Genomic DNA, 24,455 nt, shown 5'->3' with positions numbered 1-24,455 from the left:
TTCTCAACCCTGATGCGCGAAGGGGCCGTGCAGCCCGCGCGTGCCTGCCTCGACCCCGGCTGACGCCTGTGCCCGATGTGCCCCGGGCAATCAAGCCGCGAGCGCCAAAGGCCCGGCCCTATCCACCGCAGCGAAGTCAGCTTCCGAACACCGGGAGCCCGATTATGTCGTTCACCGTCACCACCGCCATCAGCATCAGCACCAGGGCTATGCCGGTGCGGTAGGCCCACTCGGTCGCCTGCGGCCCGACCGGCCGGCGGCGGATTGCCTCGACCAGGTAGAACAGCAGGTGCCCGCCATCGAGCGCGGGGATTGGCAAGAAATTGATGAATGCCAAATTAAGCGAAATGAGCGCGGCGAAATGGATGAAGGCGGCCGCCCCCATGCTCATCTGCTCGCCCGAGTACTTGGCGATCTTGAGCGGCCCGCCCAGCTCCTTCACCGAGCGTTCGCCGGAGACGATCTGGCGGATGCCGGTGATCATCATGCCGGTGAAATCCCAGGCCTGTTTCACCCCCAGCGGGACCGCTTCCAGGACGCCCACCTTGCGCAGTTCGTAGGTGCCGCCGGCCGGCGCGATGCCGACCAGACCTTCGGTGCTGACATTGCCGAAATTGTCGGTGCGCTCGATCTTGGCGGTGACGAGCGGCACGTCGATGCGTGTCCCGGCGCGCTCGACGGTGAACACCATCGGGGTCGCGGGATGGAGCGCGACCTTCATCTTCATGTCGGTGAAGTCGCGCACCGGCCTCCCGTCGATCGCCACCACCCGGTCGCCCACCCGTATCCCGGCAGCCTCGGCGACGCTGCCTTCGGCGAAGGCGCCGATCGTGCGCGAATCCTCCTCGCCGACGATCACGGGCTTGCCCACCACCACGAAGAAGGCGGCGAAGATCCCGATCGCCAGCAACAGGTTGGTGACGGGCCCCGCCGCGACGATCAGGGCGCGCTTCCACAGGTCGGCGTGCTGGAAGCTGCCGGGCTCCACGGGCGCGCTGGGATCGGGCACCGAGGCGGGGTTCATATCGCCCTTGAACTGGACGTAGCCGCCCAGCGGCAGCGCGGAGAGCTTCCAGCGCGTGCCGCGGCGGTCGGTGAAACCGGCGATTTCCCTGCCGAAACCGACCGAGAAGGCCTCGGCCTTCACGCCGAACAGCCGTCCCACCAGCAAGTGGCCGAGCTCGTGCAAGGTGACGAGCGGCCCGAGCAGCAGCGCGAAGCCGACCGCATACATCCAGAAAGGGGGGCTCTCAAACAAGGGCGGTGGTCTCCAGCAGGCGTTGGGCTTGCCTGCGAGCCGATTGGTCAAGCGCGAGCACCTCGGCGAGGCTCTCGGGGCGCGGCGCGTCGTTGCTGCGCGCGAGCGTCTCTTCCACCAATGCGGCAATCCGGGTGAACGGGATCTGACCGGCGAGGAAGGCGGCGACCGCAACTTCGTTCGCCGCGTTGAGGATCGCGGGCGCGCTGCCGCCCGCCATGATCGCCTCGCGCGCCAGCCGCGTGGCGGGGAAGCGTTCCTCGTCGGGCGCGTGGAACGTCAGCTCGCCGATCGCTGCGAGGTCGAGCGGGGCGAGCGGCGTCTCCATCCGCTGCGGCCAGGCGAGGCACGAGGCGATCGGCACGCGCATATCCGAAGGGCCGAGCTGCGCCAGCGTCGAGCGGTCGCGGAACTCGACCATCGAGTGGATCACGCTCTGCGGGTGAATGACGATGGCGAGCTTTTCCAGCCCCACCGGGAAAAGGTGATAGGCCTCGATATATTCGAGCCCCTTGTTCATCATCGTCGCGGAATCGACGCTGATCTTGGCGCCCATCGACCAGTTGGGGTGCGCCACCGCCTCGGCCGGGGTGGCGGCGTGGAGACGCTCCATCGACCAGGTGCGCAAGGGGCCGCCGCTTGCGGTGAGGGTGATCTTCGCCACATCCTCGATGCGGTTTCCGGCGAGGCATTGGAAGATCGCGTTGTGCTCGGAATCGGTGGGCAGGAGCGTCGCGCCGTGCTTGGCGACAGCCTGCATCATCACCTCGCCCGCCGAGACCAGCGCCTCCTTGTTGGCGAGCGCGATGGTGCCGCCGCGCTCGATCGCCGCCATGACGGGGGCGAGCCCCGCACAGCCGACGATCGCGGCGACCGTCATGTCCACGGGCCGCGCCGCCGCCTCGACCAGCGCCTGCCGTCCGCCCACCGCCGAGATCCCGCTCGCCCCCAGCGCCTCGCGCAGTTCGGGCAGGCAGCGCTCGTCGCCAACCACAGCGAGCTTGGCATCGAACTCGATGGCGAGCGCCGCCAGCTCGGCCGCGCTGCACTGCGCGGTCAGCGCCTCCACCTGCCATCGGTCGCGATTGCGCCGCACCAGATCGAGCGTCGAGGCGCCGATCGAGCCGGTGGCGCCGAGCAGGGTGAGCGAGCGGTTCATCGCCGCATCATCCCAGCAAACCGGGCAGGGTGGCAATCACAAACAGCACGAAGAACACCGCGATGAACCCGTCGAGCCGGTCGAACAGCCCGCCATGCCCGGGAATGAGCGCGCCCGAATCCTTGACCCCTGCACGGCGCTTCATCCAGCTCTCGAAGAAATCGCCCGCCTGCGCGATCACCGCGATCAGCACGCCCGTGACCACCGCCATCCCGAGCGCGACGGCGCTGGTGCCGGGCGCGGCGGCCGGGCCGAAATCGGTGAGCTCGACCAGCACGCCGACCAGCGCCGCGAAGGTCGCCCCGCCGCCCAGCCCCGCCCAGGTTTTGGCCGGGCTGATCCGCGGCGCGATCTTGGGCCCGCCGATCGCCCGGCCCGCGAAATAGGCGCCGACATCGACCGCGACGATCGGCGCGATGAACACCACCAGCACCTCGAGCGGCCCGTAACCCGAAACTTCGGGATCGAGCGGCAGCACCTGCCGTCCGTTGCGCACCGTCAGCATGGCGAGCGCCGCGCCGCCGACATAGACGATGCCGGCGAAGAACCAGATCGTCTCGCCCAGCCCCTTCATCCCGAAGGCGCCGATCAGGCGGTTCCATTCCCACAGAACGCCCAGCGCGAGCAGCGCCACGAAGCCGGTCCAGAACCAGCCGCCCAGCCACAGCGCGCCGCCCGCGAGCACCAGCATCACGATTGCCGAGGCGAAGCGCACCGGCAGGTCGCTGGTCCCCGCCTTGGGATCGCGCACCCGGTTACCGACCGCCATATCGCCGCTCCCTCCGCGCAAAATCATCGAGCGCCTGTTCGAGATGCGCAGGCTCGAAATCGGGCCACAGCGTGTCGACGAACAGCATCTCGGCATAGGCCGCCTGCCACAGCAGGAAGTTCGACAGGCGCACCTCCCCACTGGTGCGGATCAGCAGATCGAGCGGCGGCAGATCGGCGGTGTCGAGTTCGGCGGTGATCGTCTCGATGGTCACGTCGCCCTTGGAGGCCGCCTTGGCCGCGGCGCGCGCGATCTCGTGCTGGCCGCCGTAATTGAGCGCCACCGCCAAGGTCTGCCGCCCGTTCGCGGTCTGCGCCAGCGCATCCTCGAGCATCGCGACAATATCGGGCGCAAGGCTCTGCCAGTCGCCGATGATCTTGAGCTTGACGCCCTTCTCGACGAATTCGGGCAGGTCCGACTTGATGAACTTGCGCATCAGGTTCATGAGGTCGTCGACCTCCTCGTCGGGGCGCTTCCAGTTTTCCGAGGAGAAGGCGTAGAGCGTCAGGCATTCGAGCCCCATCGGCTCCAGCGCCCGCACCAGCCGCCGCACCGCCTCCACGCCCCGCTGGTGCCCGACCGCGCGCGGCAGGGCCCGCTTCTTGGCCCAGCGGCCATTGCCATCCATGATGATGGCGACATGTCTGGCGCGCGACTGGTCCAACCCTAACCCCAACTGTCCGTTCGCCTCGAGCGAAGTCGAGAGGCCTTCCCTGCTGCGGTGTGTCTCGACTTCGCTCGACACGAACGGCAAGTTGGCACCCCCACCCGCCTTACTGCGTCAGGATTTCCTGTTCCTTCTTGGCCGCCGCCTCATCCGTCTCCTTGACGTATTGGTCGGTCAGCTTCTGGACCTGTTCCTCGGACCGCTTGCGCTCGTCCTCGGAGATTTCCTTCTTCTTCTCGTCGGTCTTGAGGCTTTCCATCGCGTCGCGGCGCACGTTGCGGATCGCGATCTTGGCCTTCTCGGCATACTGCCCGGCGAGCTTGGCGAGCTCCTTGCGGCGCTCCTGTGTGAGATCGGGGATCGGCAGGCGCAGCGTCTGGCCGTCGATGATCGGATTGAGGCCGAGGTTGGCATAGGCAATCGCCTTTTCCACCGCGTGGAGGTTCGACTTGTCCCACACCTGCACGCTGAGCATCCGCGGCTCGGGCGCGGAAACCGTGGCGACCTGCTGGAGCGGCATCATCGAGCCATAGACCTCGACCTGCACCGGATCGAGCAGGGTGGTGTTGGCGCGGCCGGTGCGCAGGCCCTGAAGATCGCTCTTCAAGGATTCCACCGCGCCCTTCATCCGGCGCTCGACATCGGCCTTGTCAAATTGCGGCATGGCTGGGGTTCCTTCTGCTTAGCTGTCCTGCACGATGGTCTGGACGCCCTGGCCCGCCAGCACGCGGGCGAGGTTGCCCTTCTCGCGGATCGAGAAGACCACGATGGGAATCTTGTTGTCGCGGCACAGTGCCACGGCCGAGGCGTCCATCACCTTGAGATTGTCCGCGAGCACGCGGTCGTAAGTCACGGTGTCGAAACGGGTCGCTTGCGGGTTCTGCTTGGGATCGCTGTCATAGACCCCGTCGACGCTGGTGCCCTTGAGAAGCGCATCGCACTTCATTTCGGCCGCGCGCAGGGCCGCGCCGCTGTCGGTGGTGAAATAGGGCGCGCCCACGCCGGCGGCGAAGATCACCACGCGGCCCTTTTCCAGATGGCGCTCGGCGCGGCGGCGGATCACCGGCTCGCACACCTTGTCCATCTCGATCGCCGATTGCACGCGGGTCTGGACGCCGAGCTGTTCCAATGCGTTCTGCATGGCGAGCGCGTTCATGACGGTGGCGAGCATCCCCATGTAATCGGCCTGCGCGCGGTCCATACCCTTGGCTGCGCCCGCCATGCCGCGAAAGATGTTGCCCCCGCCGATGACGAGGCAGATCTCGAGCCCGGTTTCCTTCGCCGCCTTCACCTCCTTGGCGAGCTCGGCGACGAATTCGGGGTCGATGCCGAACTGCTGGCCGCCCATCAGCACCTCGCCCGAAAGCTTCAGGAGAACGCGCTTGAGGGGAGGAAGGGACATGGGGGCTTTCGGCTCCGGCTGGACTCTGGGTGGGGCGCACTTAACGGCCAAAGCGGCGATGCGCAAACCCGCTTGTCAGACAAACGGCCGCCGCAGCGCTTCGCTGCGACGGCCGCCTTGCCCGATCGGGCGGAGATCAGCCCTTCAGCGTCGCGGCGACTTCGGCAGCAAAGTCGACCTCTTCCTTCTCGATGCCCTCGCCGAGCTGGAAGCGCACGTAGTCGACCAGCTTGATCGACTTGCCGGCGTCCTTGGCGGCCTTGGCGATGTATTCTTCGACGGTGGCCTTGCCGTCCTTGACGAAGATCTGGCTGAGAAGCGCGTTTTCCTTGGCGAACTTCTTCACCGCGCCCTCGACCATCTTGGCCTGCACGTCAGCCGGCTTGCCGCTTTCGGCAGCCTTTTCGGCGGCGATCTTGCGCTCGCGCTCGATCACGTCAGCATCGAGGCCATCAGCGTCCAGCGCCTGCGGGAACATCGCGGCGGCGTGCTGGGCGATGTCCTTGCCGAGCGCGTTGAGCGTCTCGGCATCGGCATCCGATTCCAGCGCGACCAGCACGCCGATCTTGCCGAGGCCTTCGGCGGCCGCGTTGTGGATGTAGGGCACGACCGCGCCCTCAGTCACCGCGACCTGCTTGATGCGGCGGATCTGCTGGTTCTCGCCGATGGTGGCGACGTTCTCGGTCAGCTTGTCGCCCACGGTGCCGCCGCCCGGATAGGCCGCCGCCTTCAGAGCTTCGACATCGCTGGTGCCAGTTTCGAGCGCAGCCGCGGTGGCGTTGCGCACGAAGGTCTGGAACTGGTCGTTCTTGGCGACGAAGTCGGTTTCCGAGTTGATCTCGACCGCCACGCCCTTGGTGCCCTGCACCAGCACGCCGACGAGACCTTCGGCCGCGGTGCGGCTCGACTTCTTCTGGGCGGTGGCGAGGCCCTTGGCGCGCAGCGCGTCAACCGCAGCTTCGATGTCGCCATTGGCTTCGGTCAGCGCCTTCTTGGCGTCCATCATGCCAGCGCCGGTGCGCTCGCGCAGCTTCTTCACGTCGGCGACGGAAATATCGGCCATGGAGAAATTCCTTTTCGTGTGTGTGGGGGCGCCCGGCCCTGCTCTCTCCGAACGGAGGGCAATGCCGGGCGCGCTAGAGGGGGATTGTGACGGGCGATTGACGGACCAATCGCTCGCGCAGAAATCAGGCTTCGGTTTCTTCCGCGGCCTGTTCTTCGGCGATCACGTCTTCGGCAGGGGGCTCAGCCATCGCGCCGAAATCGCTCGACACGTCGGCTTGGAACTTGCCCTTGCCGGCGAGCGCGGCTTCGCCGATCGCCTGGCAGTAGAGGCGCACCGCGCGGCTCGCGTCGTCGTTGCCCGGGACCGGGAAGGCGATGCCGTTGGGATCGACGTTGGTGTCGAGGATCGCGATCACCGGGATGCCGAGCACGCCCGCTTCCTTGATCGCGAGGTCTTCCTTGTTGGCGTCGATCACGAACATCACGTCCGGAATGCCGCCCATGTCGCGGATGCCGCCGAGCGAGAGTTCCAGCTTCTCGCGCTCACGGGTGAGCTGGAGGACTTCCTTCTTGGTGAAGCCCGAGGTGTCACCCGAGAGCATTTCCTCGAGGCTCTTCAGGCGGCGGATCGAACCCGAGATGGTCTTCCAGTTGGTGAGCATCCCGCCCAGCCAGCGGTGGTTGACGAAGTGCTGGCCGCTCATGCGCGCGGCTTCCGCGATCGGCTCCTGCGCCTGGCGCTTGGTGCCGACGAACAGCACCTTGCCGCCCGAACGCACGGTCTGCTCGACGAAGTCCAGAGCGCGCGCGAAGAGCGGCACGGTCTGCGACAGGTCGATGATGTGGACCCCGTTGCGCGCGCCGAAGATGTACGGCTTCATCCGCGGGTTCCAGCGGTGGGTCTGGTGGCCGAAGTGCGCGCCGGCCTCGATCAATGCTTGCATGGTGACGACGGGAGCCGCCATAGGTCGTGTCCTTTCCGGTTGTTCCTCTGGAAGGCAGGAACCGCGTCAGGCGGAGCTCCCGCCTGCGGCACCGGTATGTGCGCCTTCCATGTGAATTTGCCCCGCCAGAAGCCTCATGCCGCTGCCGGAACGTGCGCGCCCTTAGCGGGAGGGCGATAGGAAATCCAGCCCCTTTCTCGCAGGCGCATTGCCGGAAGCCCGGCCACTATGGTGGGAACGGCGCTTGACAGGGTAGAACATGTAGGGAACAAGGAACAAAGAACGAACGACGCGATTCGAACAGCTCACCCAAGGGGAACCGCCATGCTCAGCGCCGCCATCAGCCTTGTATTCACTGTCGCCGGCGTGCTGGCGGTCGCGGTCATCGCCCTCAGCCTGCGCGCGGCGCGGGCCGGGTGGGAGCAATTGCTGCGCGAGGGCGAGGTGCTGCGGGCCGGTCTGGCGCTCCAGGCGCCCGCGCCCGCGCGGGCGATGGGTCTGCGCCCGGCGGTTGTGCCCTTCCCCCAGCCGCGCCGCACCTTCGCGACACGGCGCCCGGCTGGCCCTATGCCCCTTTCCCTGCCGCTGCCGCTTCGAGCCTGCGCCGCCGCTTGATGCGTCCATACTTGACGAGACCCCAGGGCATCAGCGCGAGGTAGCCTGCACAGATCACCGCCAGCGTCCACCACGGCTGGAGGATCAGCGCCGCGAAGGCGAGCCCGGTGACGGCGATCAGCGGCAGCCGGATCGAACGCGGCGGGCGCAGCGAGGCCCAGCTCAGCGTCGCCATGTTCGAGATCATCAGGATCGCGATCACCGTCAGCCACAGCGCCATCAGCACGGGATCGCGCAGCCAGGCGATGCCGGTCTCCTGCCACAGGTAGAAGGGCAGGAAGGCGAGCCCCGCACCGACCGGCGCGGGAACGCCGGTGAGGAACCCGGCGGACTTGTGCGGCTGGTCGTCGACGTCGATGCGCGCGTTGAAGCGCGCCAGGCGCAGCGCGCAGCAGATCGCGAAGGCGAGCGCGGCGAGCCAGCCCATCGTCGGCCAGCCCTGAAGCGACCACATGAACAGGATCAGCGCCGGCGCAACGCCGAAGGACAGCGAATCCGCCAGGCTGTCGAGCTCCGCACCGAAGCGCGACTGGGCGTTCAAGAGCCGTGCCACCCGCCCGTCGATCCCGTCGAGCACGCCCGCGAGCACCACGAGCCCGATCGCATAGCCCCACTGCGCCTCGGTGGCGAAGCGGATGCCAGTGAGCCCCGAACACAGCGCCGCAGCGGTGACCGCGTTGGGCAGCATCGCGCGCAGCGACAGCCCGGGCGCGGCGGCCCCGCGCCCCTCGGTCTCGTCCTCATCCTCGGCCGCCTTGGGCCCGAGCCGCGCGGGCAGGAAGCGCGCGCCGGGAAGCTTGCGCCGCCCCCGCGCCGGCCCGGCGCTGCGCTGCGGCGAGCGGCTCATTGCGAAATCCCCTCGATCAGCGCGCGCTGGCCGAGCACCGCGATGACCGTCTCGCCCGCGATCACGCTCTGGCCGATCATCACCGCCGGATCGGTCCCGGCCGGCAGATACACATCGACCCGGCTGCCGAAGCGGATCAGGCCGACCCTCTGCCCCTTGGCGAGGATGTCGCCGGGCTTCACGAAAGGCACGATCCGCCGCGCCACCAGTCCGGCGATCTGGGTGAAGCCGATCCGCACCCCGTCGGTGCGCTCGACGAGGATGTGCTGGCGCTCGTTCTCCTCGCTCGCCTTGTCGAGCTCGGCGCTGACGAAGCGGCCGGGGATGTAGACCACCCGCCGCACCGTCCCGCCCACCGGCGTGCGGTTGATGTGGACGTCGAACACGCTCATGAAGATCGAAACGCGCGTCACCGGCCCGGCGGGCAGGCCGGGATGGCCCGACCCGTCGTCGATCTGAAGCTCGAAGGGCGGCTCCACCGGCGCGATCTGCGTCACTATCCCGTCGGCGGGTGACAGGATCAGGTTGTCGGCCTGCGGCACTACGCGTTCCGGATCGCGGAAGAAGGCGAAGACGCCGGCGCTTGCGAGCAGCATCAGCCAGCCGAGGAAGCCCCAGCCCAGCACCAGCAGCACGAACAGCGACGTGCCACCCGCGATCAGGCCGAACTTGCGCCCCTCGGGGTGGATCGCGGGCCAGTGCCAGCCGGCCTCGCCGCGGCCCTTGTTGTCGAGGATTTCGCCTGCCATCGGCTAGCTTCTAGGGACGGCGCCGCAAGGCCGCAAGGCAAGTCGCCCGCACTTGGCCGCAACCGACGGCGTCAGGCGACCTTCCTGACGAACACCGTGCCCGCCGAATAGCCCGCCCCGAAGGAGCAGATCAGCCCCGTATCGCCCGCGCCGAGATCCGCGCTGTGCTTGTGGAAGGCGATGATCGAGCCTGCGCTCGAGGTGTTGCCGTAGGTGTCGAGGACGGTCGGGCTCTCGTCCTCGGAAGCCTCGTGGCCGAGCACGCGCTGCGCGATCAGGCGGTTCATGCCGGCATTGGCCTGGTGCAGCCACAGGCGGCGCAGGGCGACCGGATCGAGCCCGAGGCGGTCTGCCTCCTCGAGGATCATTTGGGCGACCATCGGCACCACCTCCTTGAAGACCTTGCGGCCCTCCTGGACGAACAGCTTGTCGGCGCTGCCGGCGCTGTCCGGGTGCGCGCGGTTGAGAAAGCCGAAATTGTTGCGGATGTTGTTGGAGAACACCGTCTTCAGCTTGGTGCCGAGGATCTCCCAGTGCTGCGCGGGCGCGATCGCGGCATCCTCGACCAGCACGGCGGTCGCGACGTCGCCGAAGATGAAGTGGCTGTCCCGGTCGCGCCAGTTCAAGTGCCCCGAGGTGATCTCCGGGCTCACCACCAGCACGCTTTTCGCGTTGCCGGCGCGGATGTAGTCGGCTGCGGTCTGGATGCCGAAGGTGGCGGACGAACAGGCGACGTTCATGTCGAAGCCGAAGCCCTCGATCCCCAGCGCCTGCTGGATCTCGATCGCCATGGCCGGATAGGGGCGCTGCATATTCGAGGCGGCGCACAGCACGGCATCGACGTCCTCGGGCTTGCGGCCCGCCCGCGCCAGCGCCTCGCGCGCGGCGATGACGCCGATCTCGGCCATCACCGAGATTTCGTCGTTGCCTCGTTCGGGCAGGCGCGGGCACATGGTGTCGGGATCGAGGATCGCGGCCTTGCTCATCACATGGCGCGCCTTGATCCCGGATGCCTTCTCGATGAACTCGACCGAGGAATAGGCCAGCGCCTCGGCGTCGGGGTTCGCCGCATTGTGCTGGTCGACGAAGGCGTTGAAGCTTGCGACCAGCTCCTCGTTGGTGATGCTCTCGGGCGGGGTGAACAGGCCGCTTGCGGAAATGACGGGGCGGCCGGTGAGGGGAGCGGTCATGGGGCTTTGCGATTCCTGCAAGCGTCGGGACGGGTGCGCGGCCTTACCCATGCCCCCCGCGCGCCGCAAGCCTCAGGCGTCGGCGCCGACCATGTCGGGCGCGGCCTCGAGCACCTCGCGCAGCAGCGGATTGGGGAAGGTGCGGGCGATGGTGACGGCGTGGAACTCCTCGGTGATGCCGGGCAGCTGGGCGAGCTCGTAGAGGGTGCCGTTCGCCAGCTCGTCACGCACCACGATGGGGGGGATGACGGCGACGCCCGCGTCGGAACGGGCAAGCAGGCGCAGCATCGCCATGTCGTCGGCCTCGGCGGCGACGCGGGGCACGATGCCGAGGCTCTCGACCAGCGCATCGAATCCTGCGCGCAGGGCGGTTTCCGGCGTGGGCAGGATCAGCGGCGCCTCGGCGAGCAGCACGGGCAGGCCGCGCGCGGCAAGCAGGAGACGCGAGCGGGCGCCCACGAGGCTCACCGGCTGCTCGGCCAAGCGGCGCACCAGATAGGGGCTCGCCGCGTCGCGCGCGGGCATCTGGTTGGTGAGGAGCACGTCGATCCTGAGGGCGTCGAGGGCGCGCAGCAGCGAGGCCTGCGTGCCCGAGCGCAGCACCACCTCGACATCGTCGCGGCCCAGCAACGGGGCGAGGAAGCCCATCTGGAAGTTGCGCGAAAGCGTCGCGAGCGCGCCGATCCGCAGCACCTTGCGCTGCCCGCCGACCGCGCGGAAGGTGGCGGCGAGCTGTTCGGAGGCGCGGAAAATCTGCTCGGCATAGTCGAGCGCGATCCGCCCCGCCTCGGTCAGGACGAGGTTGCGCCCGCGCCGCTCGAACAGGTCGTGGCCGAGGTCTGCCTCGAGCGCCTTGATCTGGGTCGAGACCGCGCTCTGCGAGATGTGAAGCGCCTTGGCCGCGGCGGTCAGCGTGCCCTCGCGGGCGACGGCGCGGAACAGGCGCAGGTGGTGGAGGTTGAGGCTGGCCATCGGCGCAATTCCGGCTGAACGTTCATTCTGATAGAATGATTGACCACAAAATATGAATTTTCTTTAATCGCGTCCACCCCCTATCCGGCATGGCAACACTTTCTCCCGACCGAAAGCCGGAGTGTCGCTTCATGCCCGATGCCATCACCGAAACGATGATCGCTCCACTGGCGCTGGTGCCAGCCATCCTGTTTGCGCTCCTGCGCCCGGGCAAGCGTCCGGGAAGCCTGCCCGAGCTGTCCGAGCTGTCGGCCTTCGCCGCGCTCGGCCTCACGATCGTCGGCCTCGCCCAGACCGTCCTCAACTCCTCCCCGGGTCTGACGCTCCTCGACGGTCCGATCGGCTTCGGCCTGCGCGCCGACCTCGTCGCCGCCACCATGGCGAGCCTCGTCGGCTTCATCGGCTGGATCGTGATGCGCTACAGCCGCACTTACCTCGACGGCGAGAGCCGCGAGGGCGCGTTCCACGGGCTGATGCTGGCGACGCTCGCGGCGGTGCTGGTGTTCGTCCAGGCGGCGACCCTGCCGACCCTGATTGCGGCGAGCTTCGTCGTAGGCCTGACGCTGCGCAAGCTCCTCCTCTTCTACCCCGACCGCCCGGAGGCGCAGCGCGCCGCCGCCAAGTTCGCCCGCGTCTGGCACGCCGGCGACGTGATGCTGGCCTTTGCCGCCGGCCTGCTGTTCAGCGCTTTCGGCACGCTCGATATCGCCGCGCTGACCGAGGCGAGCGCCGCCACCGGCCTCGGCCTTTCCGGCACCCTCGCCATCGCCGCAATCGTCGCCGCCGCCGCGCTCAAGACTGCCGCCTTCCCCTTGCACGGCTGGCTGACCGAGGTGATGGAGGCCCCCACCCCCGTCTCCGCGCTGCTCCACGCCGGGATCATCAACTCGGGCGGCGTGCTGCTCATCACCGCCGCCGGCCTCGTCCAGCAGAGCACCGGGGCGATGGCCGCGCTGGTCATGATCGGCGGCTTCACCGCGCTGTTCGGCGCCGCGGTGATGCTCACCCAGAGCGCGATCAAGACCGCGCTCGCCTGGTCGACGGTCTCGCAGATGGGCTTCATGCTCCTCCAGTGCGGCCTGGGCCTGTGGACCCTCGCCCTCCTCCACATCATCGCCCACTCGCTCTACAAGGCCCACGCCTTCCTCTCCTCGGGGACGGCCGTCACCGAGGTCGCCAACATCCGCCGCCCCGGCCCGGTCGCGGTCCCGAGCGTCGGCGCCGTCGTCAAGAGCTTCGCCCTCGCGCTCGGCATCTTCGCCGCGATCGCCGCCGCCTTCACCTGGGCGCTCGGTCCCAAGAGCCCGCAGGCCCTCGCATTGGGCGCGATCCTGATCTTCGGCGTCGCCTATCTCGTCGCTCAGGGCCTCGCGGGCCGCGCCCCGGCGGCGCTCACCACCCGCACGATCACCGCCGCCCTCGGCGCTGCGGTCGGCTACTTCTCCTTCCAGGCGATCGCCGCGAAAGTGTGGGGCCCGATCCTGCCCGCCGCGCCCGTCCCCGGCGCGCTCGAATGGGCGCTGATCGTGGTCGCGGTGGCGAGCTTCGGCCTCGTCGCCTTCGCCCAGGCGCTGTTCCCGCTGTGGGCGCACCACCCGGCGACCGCGGGCCTGCGCGTCCACCTCGCCAACGGCCTCTACTTGAACGCGCTGCTCGACCGCTGGATCGGCGGCCTGCGCACCAAGCCCAGCACCGGCCTTGGCCGCTGATCCGCCGCACCAGACACGGAGACCCACGATGCTCATGACCCACACCGACATCGCCCCGGCCCGCTTCAGCGCGGTGCTCGACGCCGCCGAGGCCGCCGCCCGCGCCATCCCGCCGGCCTTCCCGCTCGATGCGACCGTGGCCGTCAACCCCTACCTCGGGCAGACCGAGGAGGACCTTGCCACCGCCGCCACGCGCCTCGCCCGGGTCGCCGGGGTGCGCACCACCCGGACCGGCGCGCAATATGCCGCCGCCATCGCCGAGGGGCGGATCACCGAGGAGGACCTTGCCGATGCCCTCGCCGCCAGCGCCTCGCCGATGAAGCCCTCCAGCGTCACGGCGCTGCGCGAGGTCGCGGCGAACCTCGGTCACGGCCCCGCCCCGCGCGCGCTGCCCACCGTCGCCGATCTCGCCGCCGAGGCTACGGGCATCGACTGGCCCGCGCTGATCGACCGCTGCATCGGCCTGTGGGCGGCGGGCCATTTCGATCGCGGCCAGGCGCTGTGGAGCCCCGCGCCGGGCGCCGAGGCCTTCGCCGCGTGGCGCGCCTGGGCGATGCATGACCTCACCCCGGAGATCGCCGGGCTGAAAGGCTTCTGCGCCCATGTCGCCGCCTCCCCCGACACCACCGAGCGCGCGATCCTCGCCGCCGCCGATGCGCTCGGGCTCAGCGATGCCGCCGCGCCGACCGCCTTCCATGCCCTCGCGCTGAGCCTCGGCGGATGGGCGCAGCACGCGCGCTGGCTGCTGTGGCAGGCCGAACTGAAGGGCGACACCGATCGCACCCTGATCGACCTTCTCGCGATCCGCCTGATCTGGGACGAGGCGCTGCTCGCCCACGCCCCCGAGGTCGCCGAGCGCTGGGCGCGGACGGTCGCGGCGCATGCCGAACCGGTCGTGCCGGGCGCGCAGGAGGTGGCGCTCGCCATCCTTCAGGACGCCGCCGACCGCGGCCACCAGCGCCGCCTCGCCGCCGCCCTCGAAGGCAACGCAGCGCCCGCCGCCACCCGGCCCTTCCTCCAGGCCGCCTTCTGCATCGACGTGCGCTCGGAAGTGTTACGCCGCGCGCTCGAGGGCATCGACCCGGGCATCGCCACGATCGGCTTCGCCGGCTTCTTCGGCCTGCCGCTCGCCCACCACGCCCACGGTTCGGACATCCTCGAGGCGCGCTTGCCGGTGCTGCTCAACCCGGCGGTCAATACCTCCAGCATGGGCGATCCCGCCACGGACCAGGCCGATCGCATCAAGGCCCGCTCCAAGCGCGCCTGGGGCCGCTTCCGGCAGGCGGCGGTCTCCTCCTTCGCCTTCGTCGAGGCGATGGGGCCGGTCTATGCGGTCAAGCTGGTGAAGTCGGCGCTCGGCTTCGTGCCCAAGCCCAAGGCCGAGCCCGCCCCCGAAGTGGTCGGCGGGATGAGCGCCGAGGCCAAGGCCGACACCGGCGCCGCGGTGCTGAAGGCGATGAGCCTCACGCGCGGCCACGGCGAGATCGTCTTGCTGCTCGGCCATGGCGGCAACGTCACCAACAATCCGCACGAGAGCGCCTATCACTGCGGCGCCTGCGGCGGCTACACCGGCGAGGTCTCTGCCCGCCTGCTGGCGATCCTGCTCAACGATCCCGAAACCCGCGCCGGGCTCGCCGAACGCGGGGTCGAAGTGGCGGACGACACGCTGTTCGTCGCCGGGCTCCACGACACGACCACCGATTGCGTAACCATCTACGAGGACGGGCTTCCCGCCGCGCGCTCCGGCGATCTTGCCAAGGTGCGCGGGTGGCTGGCGCAGGCGGCGAAAATCGCCCGCGCCGAGCGCGCTCTCCGGATGCCAGGCGCGAGCGGAGAGAGCATCCCCGCGCGCGCGCAGAACTGGGCCGAAATCCGTCCGGAATGGGGCCTTGCCGGCTGCGCCGCCTTCATCGCCGCCCCGCGCGAGGCGACCGCGGGCCGCGACCTCGGGGGCCGCGCCTTCCTCCATTCCTACGATTGGCAAGCGGACGCGGGCTTCGGCACGCTGGAGCTGATCATCACCGCGCCGGTGGTGGTGGCGAGCTGGATCTCCTTGCAATATTACGGATCGAGCGTCGCGCCCGAGATGTTCGGCGGCGGCAACAAGCTGATCCACAACGTGGTCGGCGGCTTCGGCGTGGTCGAGGGCAATGGCGGACGCCTGCGCGCCGGGCTGCCGTGGCAGGCGGTCCATGACGGCGATAAGCTCCAGCACGAGCCGCTGCGACTGAGCGTGATGATCGAGGCCCCGCGCGAGGAGATGATCCGTATCCTCGAAAAGCACCCGGGTGTGCGCGCGCTGTTCGACAACGGCTGGCTGCATCTCTTCGCGCTCGAAGGCGGCAAGGTCGCCGCGCGCTACCTCCCCGGCCTCAAGTGGGCCGACCAGCAACCGGCGAAGCTCGCCGCCTGACCTGTCAGGCGGCCCGAGGGTCGCATCGTCGGATCAAGCGGCCGCCCGCATCGCCCCCGTGGCGGTGCGGGCGGTTTGCGTGGGCGCTGCGGGGCACGCCTCGCCAGAGCCTCCTCAGACCCCTGCCAGACCCCGGCCAGACCCCGGCTAGACCCTGCTTGGCCGCACCTAGACCCCGCCCAGAGCCCCGCCAGCGGGCCTTGGCGGGCGTGTTTCACGTGAAACATGGCGATGGCGAAAGGGAAGTGGTGGACAGGGCTGGATTCGAACCAGCGTACGCTTGCACGGGCAGATTTACAGTCTGCTGCCTTTAACCACTCGGCCACCTGTCCACACAGTCCCCTCGCAGGAGAGGGGGGCGTTCCCAAGCCGCAAGGGGCTAAGAATTGCGCGAGTCCGCGAACGGCCCCGCTGCCGAGAGGCGCCCCTTTGGCGAAGCGGTGCTTGCCTGTCAATGGGCCTGCTGGCAGGGGGCGCCTTTGGAACGTCGGAGCCGGGACACAACATGAGCAAGGGTGAAAAGAAGCGCGCGCTGCGGGGCCGGGCCGGACGCATGAAGGGCGGCCGCGGTTCGGGCCGCGCCTCGAGCGGGCAGGTCCGCCTGTGGGGCCGCCACGCGGTCGAGGCGGCGCTCAAGAACCCCGAGCGGGCCCACCGCAAGCTGTGGGCCACGCCTGAGGGGCTCGAGAGCCTCGACGGCGAATTGCCCCCCGGCTTCCCGATTGAGCACGCGCAGGCCGCAGACCTCGCACGGCTCGTGGCAAAAGACGCTCCTCATCAAGGACTCGTGCTGGAGTGCGCGCCGCTCGAGGACGTGTTCCTCGACGAGGTGGCGCTCGGCGAGGCGGCCCGCCCGATCGTGGTGCTCGACCAGGTGACCGATCCGCACAATGTCGGCGCGATCCTGCGCTCGGCCGCCGCCTTCGGTGCGGCGGCGATCGTGACGCAGGACCGCCACGCCCCGCCCGAGGGCGGCGTGCTCGCCAAGGCGGCCTCGGGTGCTTTGGAAACAATGCCTTGGGTGCGCGTCGTCAACCTCGCCCGCGCGCTGGAGGAGCTTGCCGAGGCGGGCTACTGGCGCATCGGCCTCGCAGGCGAGGCCGAGGCGGTGCTCGGCGACATCATGCCGACCGGTCCCCTCGCCCTGGTGCTCGGCGCCGAGGGCGAGGGCCTGAGGCACAACATCGCCGCGCATTGCGACGTGCTGGCCAAGCTGCCGATCTCCTCGGCGATCGAGAGCCTCAACGTTTCGAACGCGGCGGCGATTGCGCTTTATGCGGCGGCGACCCGGGGCTAGAAGGACGCGGACAGGGGGGACACACGGACATGATGATCGTCTCGGACATCCGGCTGCGGGCGGCGGCCCTGCTCACCGGACTGGCGCTGGTGCTGTCCGGCTGCTTCATGACGCCCGGCAGATTCACCGCCGAGCTCGCCATCACCGGGCCCGACAGCTTCACCTTCCGATATGACGGCGAGATCTTCTTCCTCGGCCTATCCAAGCTCGCACAGATGGGCGCGGCGGCCGACCAGGTCTTCAAGCCCCAGGCCTGCTATGAGGACGAATCCTTCGAGGAGCGCGCCTGCACCGAGGATGAACTCGCCAAGCAGCGTGCCGATTGGGACGCGGGCGCCGAGCAGCGCGCGGCCGAGGCCAAAAAGCAGGGCGAGCAGATGGCGGCGCTGATGGGCGGGATCGACCCGTCCAATCCCAAGGCCGCCGAGGAGCTCGTCAGGCTGCTCCAGCGCCAAAAGGGTTGGGAGCGGGTCGTCGCCAAAAGCGACGGTGTGTTCGACGTCAGCTACCGCGCGAGCGGGACGCTGGGCCACGACTTCACCTTCCCGGCAATCGAGGGCTTCCCGCCGATCAACCCCTTCGTCCAGTTGTTCCTCAGGAAGGGCGGCCAGGTGCGCGTCAATGCCCCGGGCTTCGCCGCACAGAACGGCGAGCCCAGTGGCTTGGGGGCGATGCTCGGCATGGGCTCCCTCGCCGGGCTGGCGGCGCTCGGCGGGAAAGGCGAGAGCGAGGATGCCGAAACCGATGCCCTCAAGGCCATTCCGCAGATCGACGGCACCTTCACCATCCGCTCCGCACCCGGGATGCGGATCCTCGCCAACAACACCGACGAAGGACCGGCGGCGGCCCCCACGGGCGAGACGCTCACCTGGACGATCACGCCGCGCACAACGCAGGTCCCGACCGCGCTGATCGCCGCCAACGGGCGCTGAGCGGACGGGCGACGAAGAAAACCCCGCCGGCCGCGAAGCCGTCGGGGTTTCCTTGTGCCGTTTCGGCGGTGGGATCAGTCGGCGGTCAGTTGACCGCGTCCTTCAAGCCCTTCCCTGCCTTGAACTTGGGCTGGTTCGAAGCCTTGATCTTCATCGGCTCGCCGGTGCGCGGATTGCGCCCCGTCGACGCCTTGCGCTTGGCGACCGAAAAGGTCCCGAAGCCGACCAGCCGCACTTCATCGCCGCCCGAGAGCGCCTTGGTGATGACATCGAACACGCTTTCGACCGCGTTCGAGGCATCGTTCTTGGAAAGACCGCTCGCGCTTGCAACTTCGCTGATCAGGTCGTTCTTGTTCATGCTGAAACCCCCTGGTGTGCTTGTCTCGAGGAATCGTGGAAATGGCGGATATGAAAGCCGGGAGAATGAGACGTTTTCGCTGAGGCTGTCAAAGGCAATCGCCGCCTGTCACAGTCGCCGGCGCACAGGTCGCACGCAATTTGCGCCTAACCGTGGGCAAGATTCCGTGTGACGCGTCCCGCCGCTCCCGAAGGTGTGCCTGCCGCGAATCGCGGCAGGCGTACCCCTCATGCCGGGCACCTCAATGGGCGGTCGGCACTTCTCCGGCAGCGAGGTTCGCCGCTGCCGCGACACTGCCTGGTTGGCTGGCAAGATCGTCCGCTTCGGTCCATTCGATCGCGGCAGGCACTTCTACCAGCGCACGGGCAAGCACCTCGTCGACATGGGCCACGGGCACAATCTCCAGCCCTTCCTTCGCGTTGGCGGGGATTTCCGCGAGATCCTTGACGTTCTCCTCGGGGATGAGGACGGTCTTGATGCCTCCACGAAGAGCGGCGAGCAGCTTCTCCTTCAAACCGCCGATCGCCAGCACCCGGCCGCGCAAGGTGACCTCGCCGGTCATCGCCACGTCGGGGCGCACCGCAATGCCGGTGAGGGTCGAGACGATCGAGGTGACCATGCCGATCCCGGCGCTCGGCCCGTCCTTGGGCACCGCGCCCTCGGGCAGGTGGATGTGCACGTTCCGGCGGTTGAAGACCGAGGGCTTGATTCCGTAGGCGGGCGCCCGCGCCTTGACGAAGCTGAAGGCGGCCTGGACGCTTTCGTTCATCACCTCGCCGAGCTTGCCGGTGGTCTTGATCTCGCCCTTGCCCGGGGTGGTGACGCTCTCGATGGTGAGGAGCTCGCCGCCCACCGAGGTCCAGGCGAGCCCGGTGACGGCGCCGACCTGCGGTTCCTCCTCCGAAACGCCCTGCTTGAACCTGCGCACGCCGGAGAAGTCGCCGAGATTTTCGGGGGTCACAGTAACGCTCTGGACCTTGCCTTCGAGGATCTGGCGCAAGGACTTCCGCGCCAGCTTGGCAATCTCGCGCTCGAGCGTGCGGACGCCTGCTTCACGGGTGTAGTAGCGGATCAGGTCGCGCAGGCCGTCTTCCTGAAGGGTGAACTCGCCCTTCTTGAGCCCGTGCGCCTTGACCTGCTTTTCCACCAGGTGGCGCTGGGCGATCTCGACCTTCTCGTCCTCGGTGTAGCCCTCGAGCCGGATGATCTCCATGCGGTCGAGCAGCGGCTGGGGCAGATTGAGGCTGTTCGCGGTGCACACGAACATGATGTCCGAAAGGTCGAGGTCGAGCTCCAGATAGTGGTCCTGGAACTTGGCGTTCTGCTCGGGGTCGAGCACCTCGAGCAGCGCCGAGGCGGGATCGCCGCGGAAGTCCTGACCGAGCTTGTCGATCTCGTCCAAGAGGAACAGCGGGTTCGAGGTGCCGGCCTTCCTGAGGTTCGCCACGATCTTGCCCGGCATCGAGCCGATGTAAGTGCGCCGGTGACCGCGGATCTCCGCCTCGTCGCGCACGCCGCCCAGCGACTGGCGTACGAACTCGCGGCCCGTCGCCTTGGCGATCGATTTGCCGAGGCTGGTCTTGCCGACGCCCGGAGGGCCGACGAGGCACAGGATCGGACCCTTGAGCTTGTTGGTCCGCGCCTGCACCGCGAGATACTCGACGATCCGGTCCTTGACCTTCTCGAGCGCATAGTGATCGGCATCGAGCACGGCCTGCGCGCGCGCGATGTCCTTCTTGAGCTTGGACTTCTTGCCCCACGGCAGCCCGAGGAGCACGTCGAGGTAGTTGCGGATCACCGTCGCCTCGGCGCTCATCGGCTGCATGGTGCGCAGCTTCTTCAGTTCCGCCTGCGCCTTTGCCCGGGCTTCCTTGGAGAGCTTGGTCTTCTCGATCTTCTCCGCAAGCTCGGCAATCTCGTTGCCCTCGCCCTCGTCGCCGCCGCCGAGCTCCGACTGGATCGCCTTCAGCTGCTCGTTGAGGTAGTACTCGCGCTGGGTCTTCTCCATCTGGCGCTTGACGCGCCCGCGGATGCGGCGCTCGACCTGGAGGACCGAGAGCTCCCCCTCCATGAAGGCCATGACCAGTTCGAGGCGCTTCAGCGGATTGCTCTCGGTGAGCAGACTCTGCTTGTCCGAGACCTTGGCGCTGATCGCGGCCGCGATGGTGTCGGCGAGCTGGCCCGCATCGTCGACCTCAGACAGGTCGACGCCCGCGTCCTCGCCCATCTTCTTGTTGAGCTTCACATATTCGCCGAACTGCTCGGTCACCTGCCGCATCAGTGCGGTGACCTCGCTGCCCGCGACGGTCTCGGGCTCGATCACCTCCACCTCGGCGAGGAGATGCGTCGCGGCGCTCTCGAGCGCCGCCAGCCGCGCGCGGGTCTTGCCCTCGACGAGCACGCGCACCGTGCCATCGGGAAGCTTCAGGAGCTGGAGCACCTGCGCGATCACGCCGACGTCGTAGAGGTCCTCGCCCTCGGGATCGTCGCAGCCCGGATCGAGCTGGGCGAGAAGGACGATGTCCTTGGAGGCCTCCATCGCCGCCTCAAGGGCGGCCACCGACTTGTCGCGCCCGACGAAGAGGGGGACGACCATGCCGGGAAAGACAACGATGTCACGGAGGGGGAGGAGGGGGAAGGTCTGGGTCATGTAGGAGATATGGGAAGCCCCCGTGCGGGCCGCAATGGGGACATCGGGCTAGGCTGTGGACGGTGCGGATGCGCGGCGACTGTTACAGGATTTTGTCCAAAAGCTGCCTGTCTGGAAGCGACCCCATTTCGGTCATTATGGTCTGCGGTTTTCGGCTCGATTGCGCAGCTAAGTGCTTAATTTCAAGACAAGGATCGTGGCTTATCGAGGGCCGTCAGAGCATCGCCAGAGGGAATCCGGAACATGCTTTGGGGCATGGATGAGCCCAGCGGATCGGGAGAGTATTGGCCGGATGGGGCATTTGAAGGCGGCGACTGGTATAATCGTTTGCTGAATCACTTTTACAGGCAACAGCCGGATTTCCAGAAGGCTTTGTTCGACACGCCGCTCGAACCGCTAGACGCCATGCAACTTTATCCGAGTTTCGTCGTCGAAAAATTCACGGGCGAGTGGGGAGAAAGGAAAAGCCCCCGCCCGGAACATCCTCCGCGCACGCCCATCTTGGACCACGAACTGCCGACGTCCTTCGATACGAGGAAGAGCTATAACACTCTCGCATCTCACATTACGCTAAATGATCGCATCGCAGCCGTGGACGGCGAATTGAAAACCCTGATCGAGACGATTGAGCCGGGGCTGCACAGATTCCACCCGATCGAATTAAGGATGCCCAAAAGGCAGGCCTTCCCAAGATCCTACTATATCCTCGTGATTGGCCAATATTTCGACAGCTTCGTGCCGGAGAAGAGCAGGGAAGAACCCTTTAAGGAAAGGCCGAATTCCGGCGGCCTGCTCCACATAAAATCCGGGCCCAAGAACCGAATTCCCGATCTTGCCTTTGCAAAGCACGTCCATGGCGAGGCACATTTGTGGCGGGAGCGGAGGTTTGGCGCACGTCTGACCTGCCTTTGCGATGCGCTGTTCGCAGAAATGCAGAAGGCCGGTCTGCAGACCCCCAAAATGGTCAAGATGATCGCCGCCTGATCGTCTGACAGGAAAAGCGCCAAAGAAGCCGCCGTTCGCCTATCCACCCACTTCCAGCCATTGGCCGCGCTCGAACAAAATCCGCAAACCAGTCGCTCAGCGACAGCTCGCGTTGCGCCTGAAGCCGACGCTGCGTGAACGATTGCGTTGTGACAGCTTTCCTGATGCGCCTTCCCGGGCTTGGCCCGGGATCCCGCTTTCTTGCGTGCAAGAGGCCGGAAAGATAGCGGAACCCCGGATCGCGTCCGGCGAGACGCCCGAGATCAGGTAGCGCTTACCCCAAGCCCGGCAGGTTGAACCCCGGCGGCAGGCCCATCGAGCCCTGCATCTCGCGCATCTGCTGTTCCGAAACGCGATCCGCCCGGTCGCGGGCGTCGTTGAAGGCGGCGGCGACGAGGTCCTCGAGGATCTGCTTGTCGGCGGGCACCATCAGGCTGTCGTCGATGGCAACGCCGAGGATGCGGCCCTTGGCGCTGGCGCGGACCTTGACGAGGCCGCCGCCGGCGCTCCCCTCGACCTCGATCGAGTCGAGCTTCACCTGCATCTCGTTCATCTGCTTCTGGATGGTCTCGGCGGCCTTCTGGGCGGCGGCCATCATCTCTTCCATTGATTGCATCGGGGGTTCTCCATCAATTCCAGGGGGGGCTACCATGGGCGGCCCGTGCGGGTTCCGCCGCGATCAGCTCGGCATCGGGAAAGGCCTCGAAGGCGGCCTTGACCAGCGGGTCGGAGCGGATACGGGCGTCCGCGGCGGCAGCCTCGGCTTCGGCCGCCTCGCGCAAGCTCGGTTGCGATGCGCCGCTGCCACGCTCGATCTGCCAGCGCTTGCCCGTCACCTTGAACAACGCCTCGCGGATGTCGGGTGCGGGATCGTCGGGGAAGCTGTCGGCGGGCTGGTAGACAAGGCGCTCGGGACCGATGTCGATCACCCGCACCCGGCTGCGCATCATCTCGGCTGCGTGCATGAAGCCGGCGGCATCGACCTGATCGACCAGAGCGGCCCAGCTCTGACCGGGCGCGGCAGCGGAAGGGGCAGGCGCGGCAGGAGCGCTCTCGCCCGCCGACGCCGCAACGATGCCGCTCGCGGCGATCTCCTCGATCCGCCTTGCGAGCTTGCCCGGATCGGGCATCTGCGCGGCATGGAGGATGCGCAGCAACGCCATCTGGAGCGAGACTAGCGGATCGGGACCGGTGCGCACCTCGTCATGGCCCTTGAGCAAAAGCTGCCAGAGGCGGTGCAGCTCCCCCGCCCCCAGCCGCACGGCGAAGTCCGCAAGCGCCTTGCGCTCGTCCTCGCTCGGAGCGTCCGGCTCTCCGCCCGCAACCTGTGCAAGGGTGACGCGGTGGGTGAGGTCCATCAGCGCGCGCATCAGAGCGAGCGGCTCCACACCAAGGGCATATTGCTCCTCGACCGCCGCAAGCATCGCCTTGGCATCGCCTTCGAGCAGGTGGCCGAGCAGCCGCCGCTGCGCGCTCTTGTCGGCAAGGCCCAGCATGTCGCGGACGCGCTCGGCGGCGACCTTGCCCTCGCCATCCAGATCCGCATGTGCAATCGCCTGATCGAGTATCGACAGCCCATCGCGCACCGATCCTTCGGCGGCATTGGCGATGATCGCAAGCGCCTCATGCTCTGCCTCGACGCCTTCCAGCGCGCAGACCTTGGCGAAGTGTTCGGCCAGAAGCGGTGCGGGGATGCGGCGCAAGTCAAAACGCTGGGTGCGGCTGAGCACCGTGACGGGCAACTTGTCGACCTCGGTAGTGGCGAACAGGAACTTCACATGCGGCGGCGGTTCCTCAAGTGTCTTGAGCAAGGCATTGAACGCATTGCGCGACAGCATGTGGACTTCGTCGATGATGTAGATCTTGTAGCGCGCCGAGACCGCGGCGTAGCGGACTTGCTCGATGATCTCGCGCACGTCGTCGACGCCCGTGTTGGAGGCCGCGTCCATCTCGATGACGTCGATGTGGCGCCCTTCGGCGATCGCGGTGCAGGGATCGCACACGCCGCAGGGGTCGATCGTGGGTCCGCCCTGCCCGTCCGGCCCGACGCAGTTCAGCGCCTTGGCGATCAGGCGCGCAGTCGAGGTCTTCCCGACCCCGCGCACGCCGGTCATCAGGAAGGCATGGGCGAGCCGGTCGCGGGCGATGGCGTTGGCGAGCGTGCGAACCATCGCCTCCTGCCCGATCAGCTCGGCGAAGGTCTGGGGGCGATACTTGCGCGCGAGCACGCGGTAGGGCTGGCTCGCCGCTCTCTCGGACGCCGAGGGAGCCCGAGCGGGCGCCGCTGTCGCGGCGGGGGGCGTGGCCGCTGGCGGAGGCGCCTGCGGCGAAGCGGGCGGCGGCGCGGGGTCGCCGAACAGCGCGGACTGCCCGGCCGCCTCGAGCTCGGCCGCGGTGGGACCGGTGGTCTCGTCAGGCAGATCGGGATCGGAATCGTTCATCACGCCACCATCTTAGGCGCGCTCTCGACCAATGTCGAAGGCTTGCGCGGGTCGTCGGTCATGACCGCGCTTGACGCATAGGTTTCATGATGAA

At 68.0% G+C, this 24,455-nt stretch carries 22 protein-coding genes and 1 tRNA gene; 6 read left to right on the top strand and 17 right to left on the bottom strand.

Translation table 11 applies throughout. From position 1 onward, the window contains the following. Positions 1 to 136 precede the first annotated feature (136 nt). The 8 genes from rseP to rpsB form a co-directional block, all read right to left on the bottom strand. Positions 137 to 1,234, bottom strand: a complete 1,098-nt coding sequence (gene rseP / locus OPU67_RS03850) for an RIP metalloprotease RseP (protein WP_267617847.1) — start codon at positions 1,232 to 1,234, stop codon at positions 137 to 139. A 16-nt stretch (positions 1,235 to 1,250) separates the two neighbouring features. Then, positions 1,251 to 2,417: a 1-deoxy-D-xylulose-5-phosphate reductoisomerase gene (gene dxr, locus OPU67_RS03845; RefSeq protein WP_267617707.1), complete on the bottom strand. Its 1,167-nt coding sequence runs from the start codon at positions 2,415 to 2,417 to the stop codon at positions 1,251 to 1,253. A 7-nt stretch (positions 2,418 to 2,424) separates the two neighbouring features. Further along, the gene (locus OPU67_RS03840; RefSeq protein WP_267617705.1) at positions 2,425 to 3,186 is read right to left on the bottom strand and encodes a phosphatidate cytidylyltransferase; all 762 of its coding nucleotides are present in this window, start codon (positions 3,184 to 3,186) and stop codon (positions 2,425 to 2,427) included. Beyond that, positions 3,173 to 3,814 (bottom strand): polyprenyl diphosphate synthase, encoded by a 642-nt coding sequence (gene uppS / locus OPU67_RS03835; protein ID WP_267617703.1) that lies wholly within the window; start codon positions 3,812 to 3,814, stop codon positions 3,173 to 3,175. Before uppS ends, OPU67_RS03840 begins: the two co-directional genes overlap by 14 nt. A gap of 145 nt (positions 3,815 to 3,959) precedes the next feature. Beyond that, positions 3,960 to 4,517, bottom strand: coding sequence for a ribosome recycling factor (gene frr, locus OPU67_RS03830; protein WP_267617701.1), 558 nt, complete (start codon positions 4,515 to 4,517; stop codon positions 3,960 to 3,962). A gap of 18 nt (positions 4,518 to 4,535) precedes the next feature. Then, complete coding sequence (pyrH, locus tag OPU67_RS03825; protein ID WP_267617700.1) at positions 4,536 to 5,255, bottom strand: UMP kinase; 720 nt, start codon at positions 5,253 to 5,255, stop codon at positions 4,536 to 4,538. 136 nt (positions 5,256 to 5,391) lie between these two features. Beyond that, positions 5,392 to 6,318, bottom strand: coding sequence for a translation elongation factor Ts (gene tsf, locus OPU67_RS03820; protein ID WP_267617699.1), 927 nt, complete (start codon positions 6,316 to 6,318; stop codon positions 5,392 to 5,394). Between the two features lie 124 nt (positions 6,319 to 6,442). Then, complete coding sequence (gene rpsB, locus OPU67_RS03815; protein ID WP_267617697.1) at positions 6,443 to 7,225, bottom strand: 30S ribosomal protein S2; 783 nt, start codon at positions 7,223 to 7,225, stop codon at positions 6,443 to 6,445. Positions 7,226 to 7,528: 303 nt separating this feature from the next. Here rpsB and OPU67_RS03810 point away from each other — a divergent pair, with 303 nt between their 5' ends. Then, positions 7,529 to 7,819: a hypothetical protein gene (locus OPU67_RS03810; RefSeq protein ID WP_267617696.1), complete on the top strand. Its 291-nt coding sequence runs from the start codon at positions 7,529 to 7,531 to the stop codon at positions 7,817 to 7,819. On the opposite strand, the gene pssA is transcribed toward OPU67_RS03810, so the two are convergent. From pssA to OPU67_RS03790, 4 genes are all read right to left on the bottom strand, one after another. After that, a complete protein-coding gene (gene pssA, locus OPU67_RS03805) occupies positions 7,770 to 8,666 on the bottom strand; it encodes a CDP-diacylglycerol--serine O-phosphatidyltransferase (RefSeq protein WP_267617695.1) in 897 nt (298 codons plus the stop codon). The genes OPU67_RS03810 and pssA overlap by 50 nt on opposite strands. After that, positions 8,663 to 9,415, bottom strand: a complete 753-nt coding sequence (locus OPU67_RS03800) for a phosphatidylserine decarboxylase (protein WP_267617694.1) — start codon at positions 9,413 to 9,415, stop codon at positions 8,663 to 8,665. Before OPU67_RS03800 ends, pssA begins: the two co-directional genes overlap by 4 nt. Positions 9,416 to 9,486: 71 nt before the next feature. Next, positions 9,487 to 10,605: a beta-ketoacyl-ACP synthase III gene (locus OPU67_RS03795; RefSeq protein ID WP_267617693.1), complete on the bottom strand. Its 1,119-nt coding sequence runs from the start codon at positions 10,603 to 10,605 to the stop codon at positions 9,487 to 9,489. Positions 10,606 to 10,677: 72 nt separating this feature from the next. Then, the gene (locus OPU67_RS03790; RefSeq protein WP_267617692.1) at positions 10,678 to 11,577 is read right to left on the bottom strand and encodes a LysR family transcriptional regulator; all 900 of its coding nucleotides are present in this window, start codon (positions 11,575 to 11,577) and stop codon (positions 10,678 to 10,680) included. Between the two features lie 131 nt (positions 11,578 to 11,708). Here OPU67_RS03790 and OPU67_RS03785 point away from each other — a divergent pair, with 131 nt between their 5' ends. Both OPU67_RS03785 and OPU67_RS03780 read left to right on the top strand, forming a co-directional pair. Then, a complete protein-coding gene (locus tag OPU67_RS03785; protein ID WP_267617691.1) occupies positions 11,709 to 13,286 on the top strand; it encodes a proton-conducting transporter membrane subunit in 1,578 nt (525 codons plus the stop codon). A 28-nt stretch (positions 13,287 to 13,314) separates the two neighbouring features. Further along, positions 13,315 to 15,699: a YbcC family protein gene (locus OPU67_RS03780; RefSeq protein ID WP_267617689.1), complete on the top strand. Its 2,385-nt coding sequence runs from the start codon at positions 13,315 to 13,317 to the stop codon at positions 15,697 to 15,699. 246 nt (positions 15,700 to 15,945) lie between these two features. On the opposite strand, the gene OPU67_RS03775 is transcribed toward OPU67_RS03780, so the two are convergent. Further along, positions 15,946 to 16,031 (bottom strand) — tRNA-Tyr (locus OPU67_RS03775). Between the two features lie 173 nt (positions 16,032 to 16,204). Between OPU67_RS03775 and rlmB the strand changes: the two genes are divergently transcribed. Next, a complete protein-coding gene (gene rlmB / locus OPU67_RS03770) occupies positions 16,205 to 16,996 on the top strand; it encodes a 23S rRNA (guanosine(2251)-2'-O)-methyltransferase RlmB (RefSeq protein ID WP_267617687.1) in 792 nt (263 codons plus the stop codon). A 29-nt stretch (positions 16,997 to 17,025) separates the two neighbouring features. Continuing rightward, positions 17,026 to 17,928, top strand: a complete 903-nt coding sequence (locus OPU67_RS03765) for a hypothetical protein (RefSeq protein ID WP_267617685.1) — start codon at positions 17,026 to 17,028, stop codon at positions 17,926 to 17,928. An 85-nt stretch (positions 17,929 to 18,013) separates the two neighbouring features. Here the strand turns inward: OPU67_RS03765 and OPU67_RS03760 are convergent, their stop codons facing one another. Next, complete coding sequence (locus OPU67_RS03760) at positions 18,014 to 18,286, bottom strand: HU family DNA-binding protein (protein WP_267617683.1); 273 nt, start codon at positions 18,284 to 18,286, stop codon at positions 18,014 to 18,016. A gap of 241 nt (positions 18,287 to 18,527) precedes the next feature. Further along, a complete protein-coding gene (gene lon / locus OPU67_RS03755; protein WP_267617681.1) occupies positions 18,528 to 20,936 on the bottom strand; it encodes an endopeptidase La in 2,409 nt (802 codons plus the stop codon). 243 nt (positions 20,937 to 21,179) lie between these two features. Between lon and OPU67_RS03750 the strand changes: the two genes are divergently transcribed. Next, on the top strand, positions 21,180 to 21,920 hold the full coding sequence (locus OPU67_RS03750) for an imm11 family protein (RefSeq protein ID WP_267617680.1): 741 nt from the start codon (positions 21,180 to 21,182) through the stop codon (positions 21,918 to 21,920). A gap of 274 nt (positions 21,921 to 22,194) precedes the next feature. Here OPU67_RS03750 and OPU67_RS03745 read toward each other — a convergent pair whose 3' ends face one another. Further along, the gene (locus tag OPU67_RS03745; RefSeq protein WP_267617679.1) at positions 22,195 to 22,536 is read right to left on the bottom strand and encodes a YbaB/EbfC family nucleoid-associated protein; all 342 of its coding nucleotides are present in this window, start codon (positions 22,534 to 22,536) and stop codon (positions 22,195 to 22,197) included. A 13-nt stretch (positions 22,537 to 22,549) separates the two neighbouring features. Beyond that, positions 22,550 to 24,361, bottom strand: coding sequence for a DNA polymerase III subunit gamma/tau (locus OPU67_RS03740; RefSeq protein ID WP_267617677.1), 1,812 nt, complete (start codon positions 24,359 to 24,361; stop codon positions 22,550 to 22,552). Between the last annotated feature and the right edge of the window lie 94 nt (positions 24,362 to 24,455).

It is taken from the genome of Erythrobacter sp. WG, from assembly GCF_026586795.1.
Taxonomy (GTDB): Bacteria; Pseudomonadota; Alphaproteobacteria; order Sphingomonadales; family Sphingomonadaceae; genus Erythrobacter.
This window is presented reverse-complemented; position numbering and strand designations above follow the sequence as displayed.

Excerpts from the sequence above, each read along its gene's own strand:
- OPU67_RS03785 (WP_267617691.1), top strand. The coding sequence starts at position 11,709 with ATGCCCGATGCCATCACCGAAACGATGATCGCTCCACTGGCGCTGGTG.
- OPU67_RS03760 (WP_267617683.1), bottom strand. The coding sequence starts at position 18,286 with ATGAACAAGAACGACCTGATCAGCGAAGTTGCAAGCGCGAGCGGTCTT.
- OPU67_RS03750 (WP_267617680.1), top strand. The coding sequence starts at position 21,180 with ATGCTTTGGGGCATGGATGAGCCCAGCGGATCGGGAGAGTATTGGCCG.
- OPU67_RS03800 (WP_267617694.1), bottom strand. The coding sequence starts at position 9,415 with ATGGCAGGCGAAATCCTCGACAACAAGGGCCGCGGCGAGGCCGGCTGG.
- OPU67_RS03745 (WP_267617679.1), bottom strand. The coding sequence starts at position 22,536 with ATGCAATCAATGGAAGAGATGATGGCCGCCGCCCAGAAGGCCGCCGAG.
- OPU67_RS03765 (WP_267617685.1), top strand. The coding sequence starts at position 17,026 with ATGATGATCGTCTCGGACATCCGGCTGCGGGCGGCGGCCCTGCTCACC.
- tsf (WP_267617699.1), bottom strand. The coding sequence starts at position 6,318 with ATGGCCGATATTTCCGTCGCCGACGTGAAGAAGCTGCGCGAGCGCACC.
- OPU67_RS03795 (WP_267617693.1), bottom strand. The coding sequence starts at position 10,605 with ATGACCGCTCCCCTCACCGGCCGCCCCGTCATTTCCGCAAGCGGCCTG.
- pssA (WP_267617695.1), bottom strand. The coding sequence starts at position 8,666 with ATGAGCCGCTCGCCGCAGCGCAGCGCCGGGCCGGCGCGGGGGCGGCGC.
- uppS (WP_267617703.1), bottom strand. The coding sequence starts at position 3,814 with ATGGATGGCAATGGCCGCTGGGCCAAGAAGCGGGCCCTGCCGCGCGCG.
- pyrH (WP_267617700.1), bottom strand. The coding sequence starts at position 5,255 with ATGTCCCTTCCTCCCCTCAAGCGCGTTCTCCTGAAGCTTTCGGGCGAG.
- frr (WP_267617701.1), bottom strand. The coding sequence starts at position 4,517 with ATGCCGCAATTTGACAAGGCCGATGTCGAGCGCCGGATGAAGGGCGCG.
- OPU67_RS03740 (WP_267617677.1), bottom strand. The coding sequence starts at position 24,361 with ATGAACGATTCCGATCCCGATCTGCCTGACGAGACCACCGGTCCCACC.
- rlmB (WP_267617687.1), top strand. The coding sequence starts at position 16,205 with ATGAGCAAGGGTGAAAAGAAGCGCGCGCTGCGGGGCCGGGCCGGACGC.
- OPU67_RS03840 (WP_267617705.1), bottom strand. The coding sequence starts at position 3,186 with ATGGCGGTCGGTAACCGGGTGCGCGATCCCAAGGCGGGGACCAGCGAC.
- dxr (WP_267617707.1), bottom strand. The coding sequence starts at position 2,417 with ATGAACCGCTCGCTCACCCTGCTCGGCGCCACCGGCTCGATCGGCGCC.
- lon (WP_267617681.1), bottom strand. The coding sequence starts at position 20,936 with ATGACCCAGACCTTCCCCCTCCTCCCCCTCCGTGACATCGTTGTCTTT.
- rseP (WP_267617847.1), bottom strand. The coding sequence starts at position 1,234 with ATGTATGCGGTCGGCTTCGCGCTGCTGCTCGGGCCGCTCGTCACCTTG.
- OPU67_RS03790 (WP_267617692.1), bottom strand. The coding sequence starts at position 11,577 with ATGGCCAGCCTCAACCTCCACCACCTGCGCCTGTTCCGCGCCGTCGCC.
- OPU67_RS03810 (WP_267617696.1), top strand. The coding sequence starts at position 7,529 with ATGCTCAGCGCCGCCATCAGCCTTGTATTCACTGTCGCCGGCGTGCTG.
- rpsB (WP_267617697.1), bottom strand. The coding sequence starts at position 7,225 with ATGGCGGCTCCCGTCGTCACCATGCAAGCATTGATCGAGGCCGGCGCG.
- OPU67_RS03780 (WP_267617689.1), top strand. The coding sequence starts at position 13,315 with ATGCTCATGACCCACACCGACATCGCCCCGGCCCGCTTCAGCGCGGTG.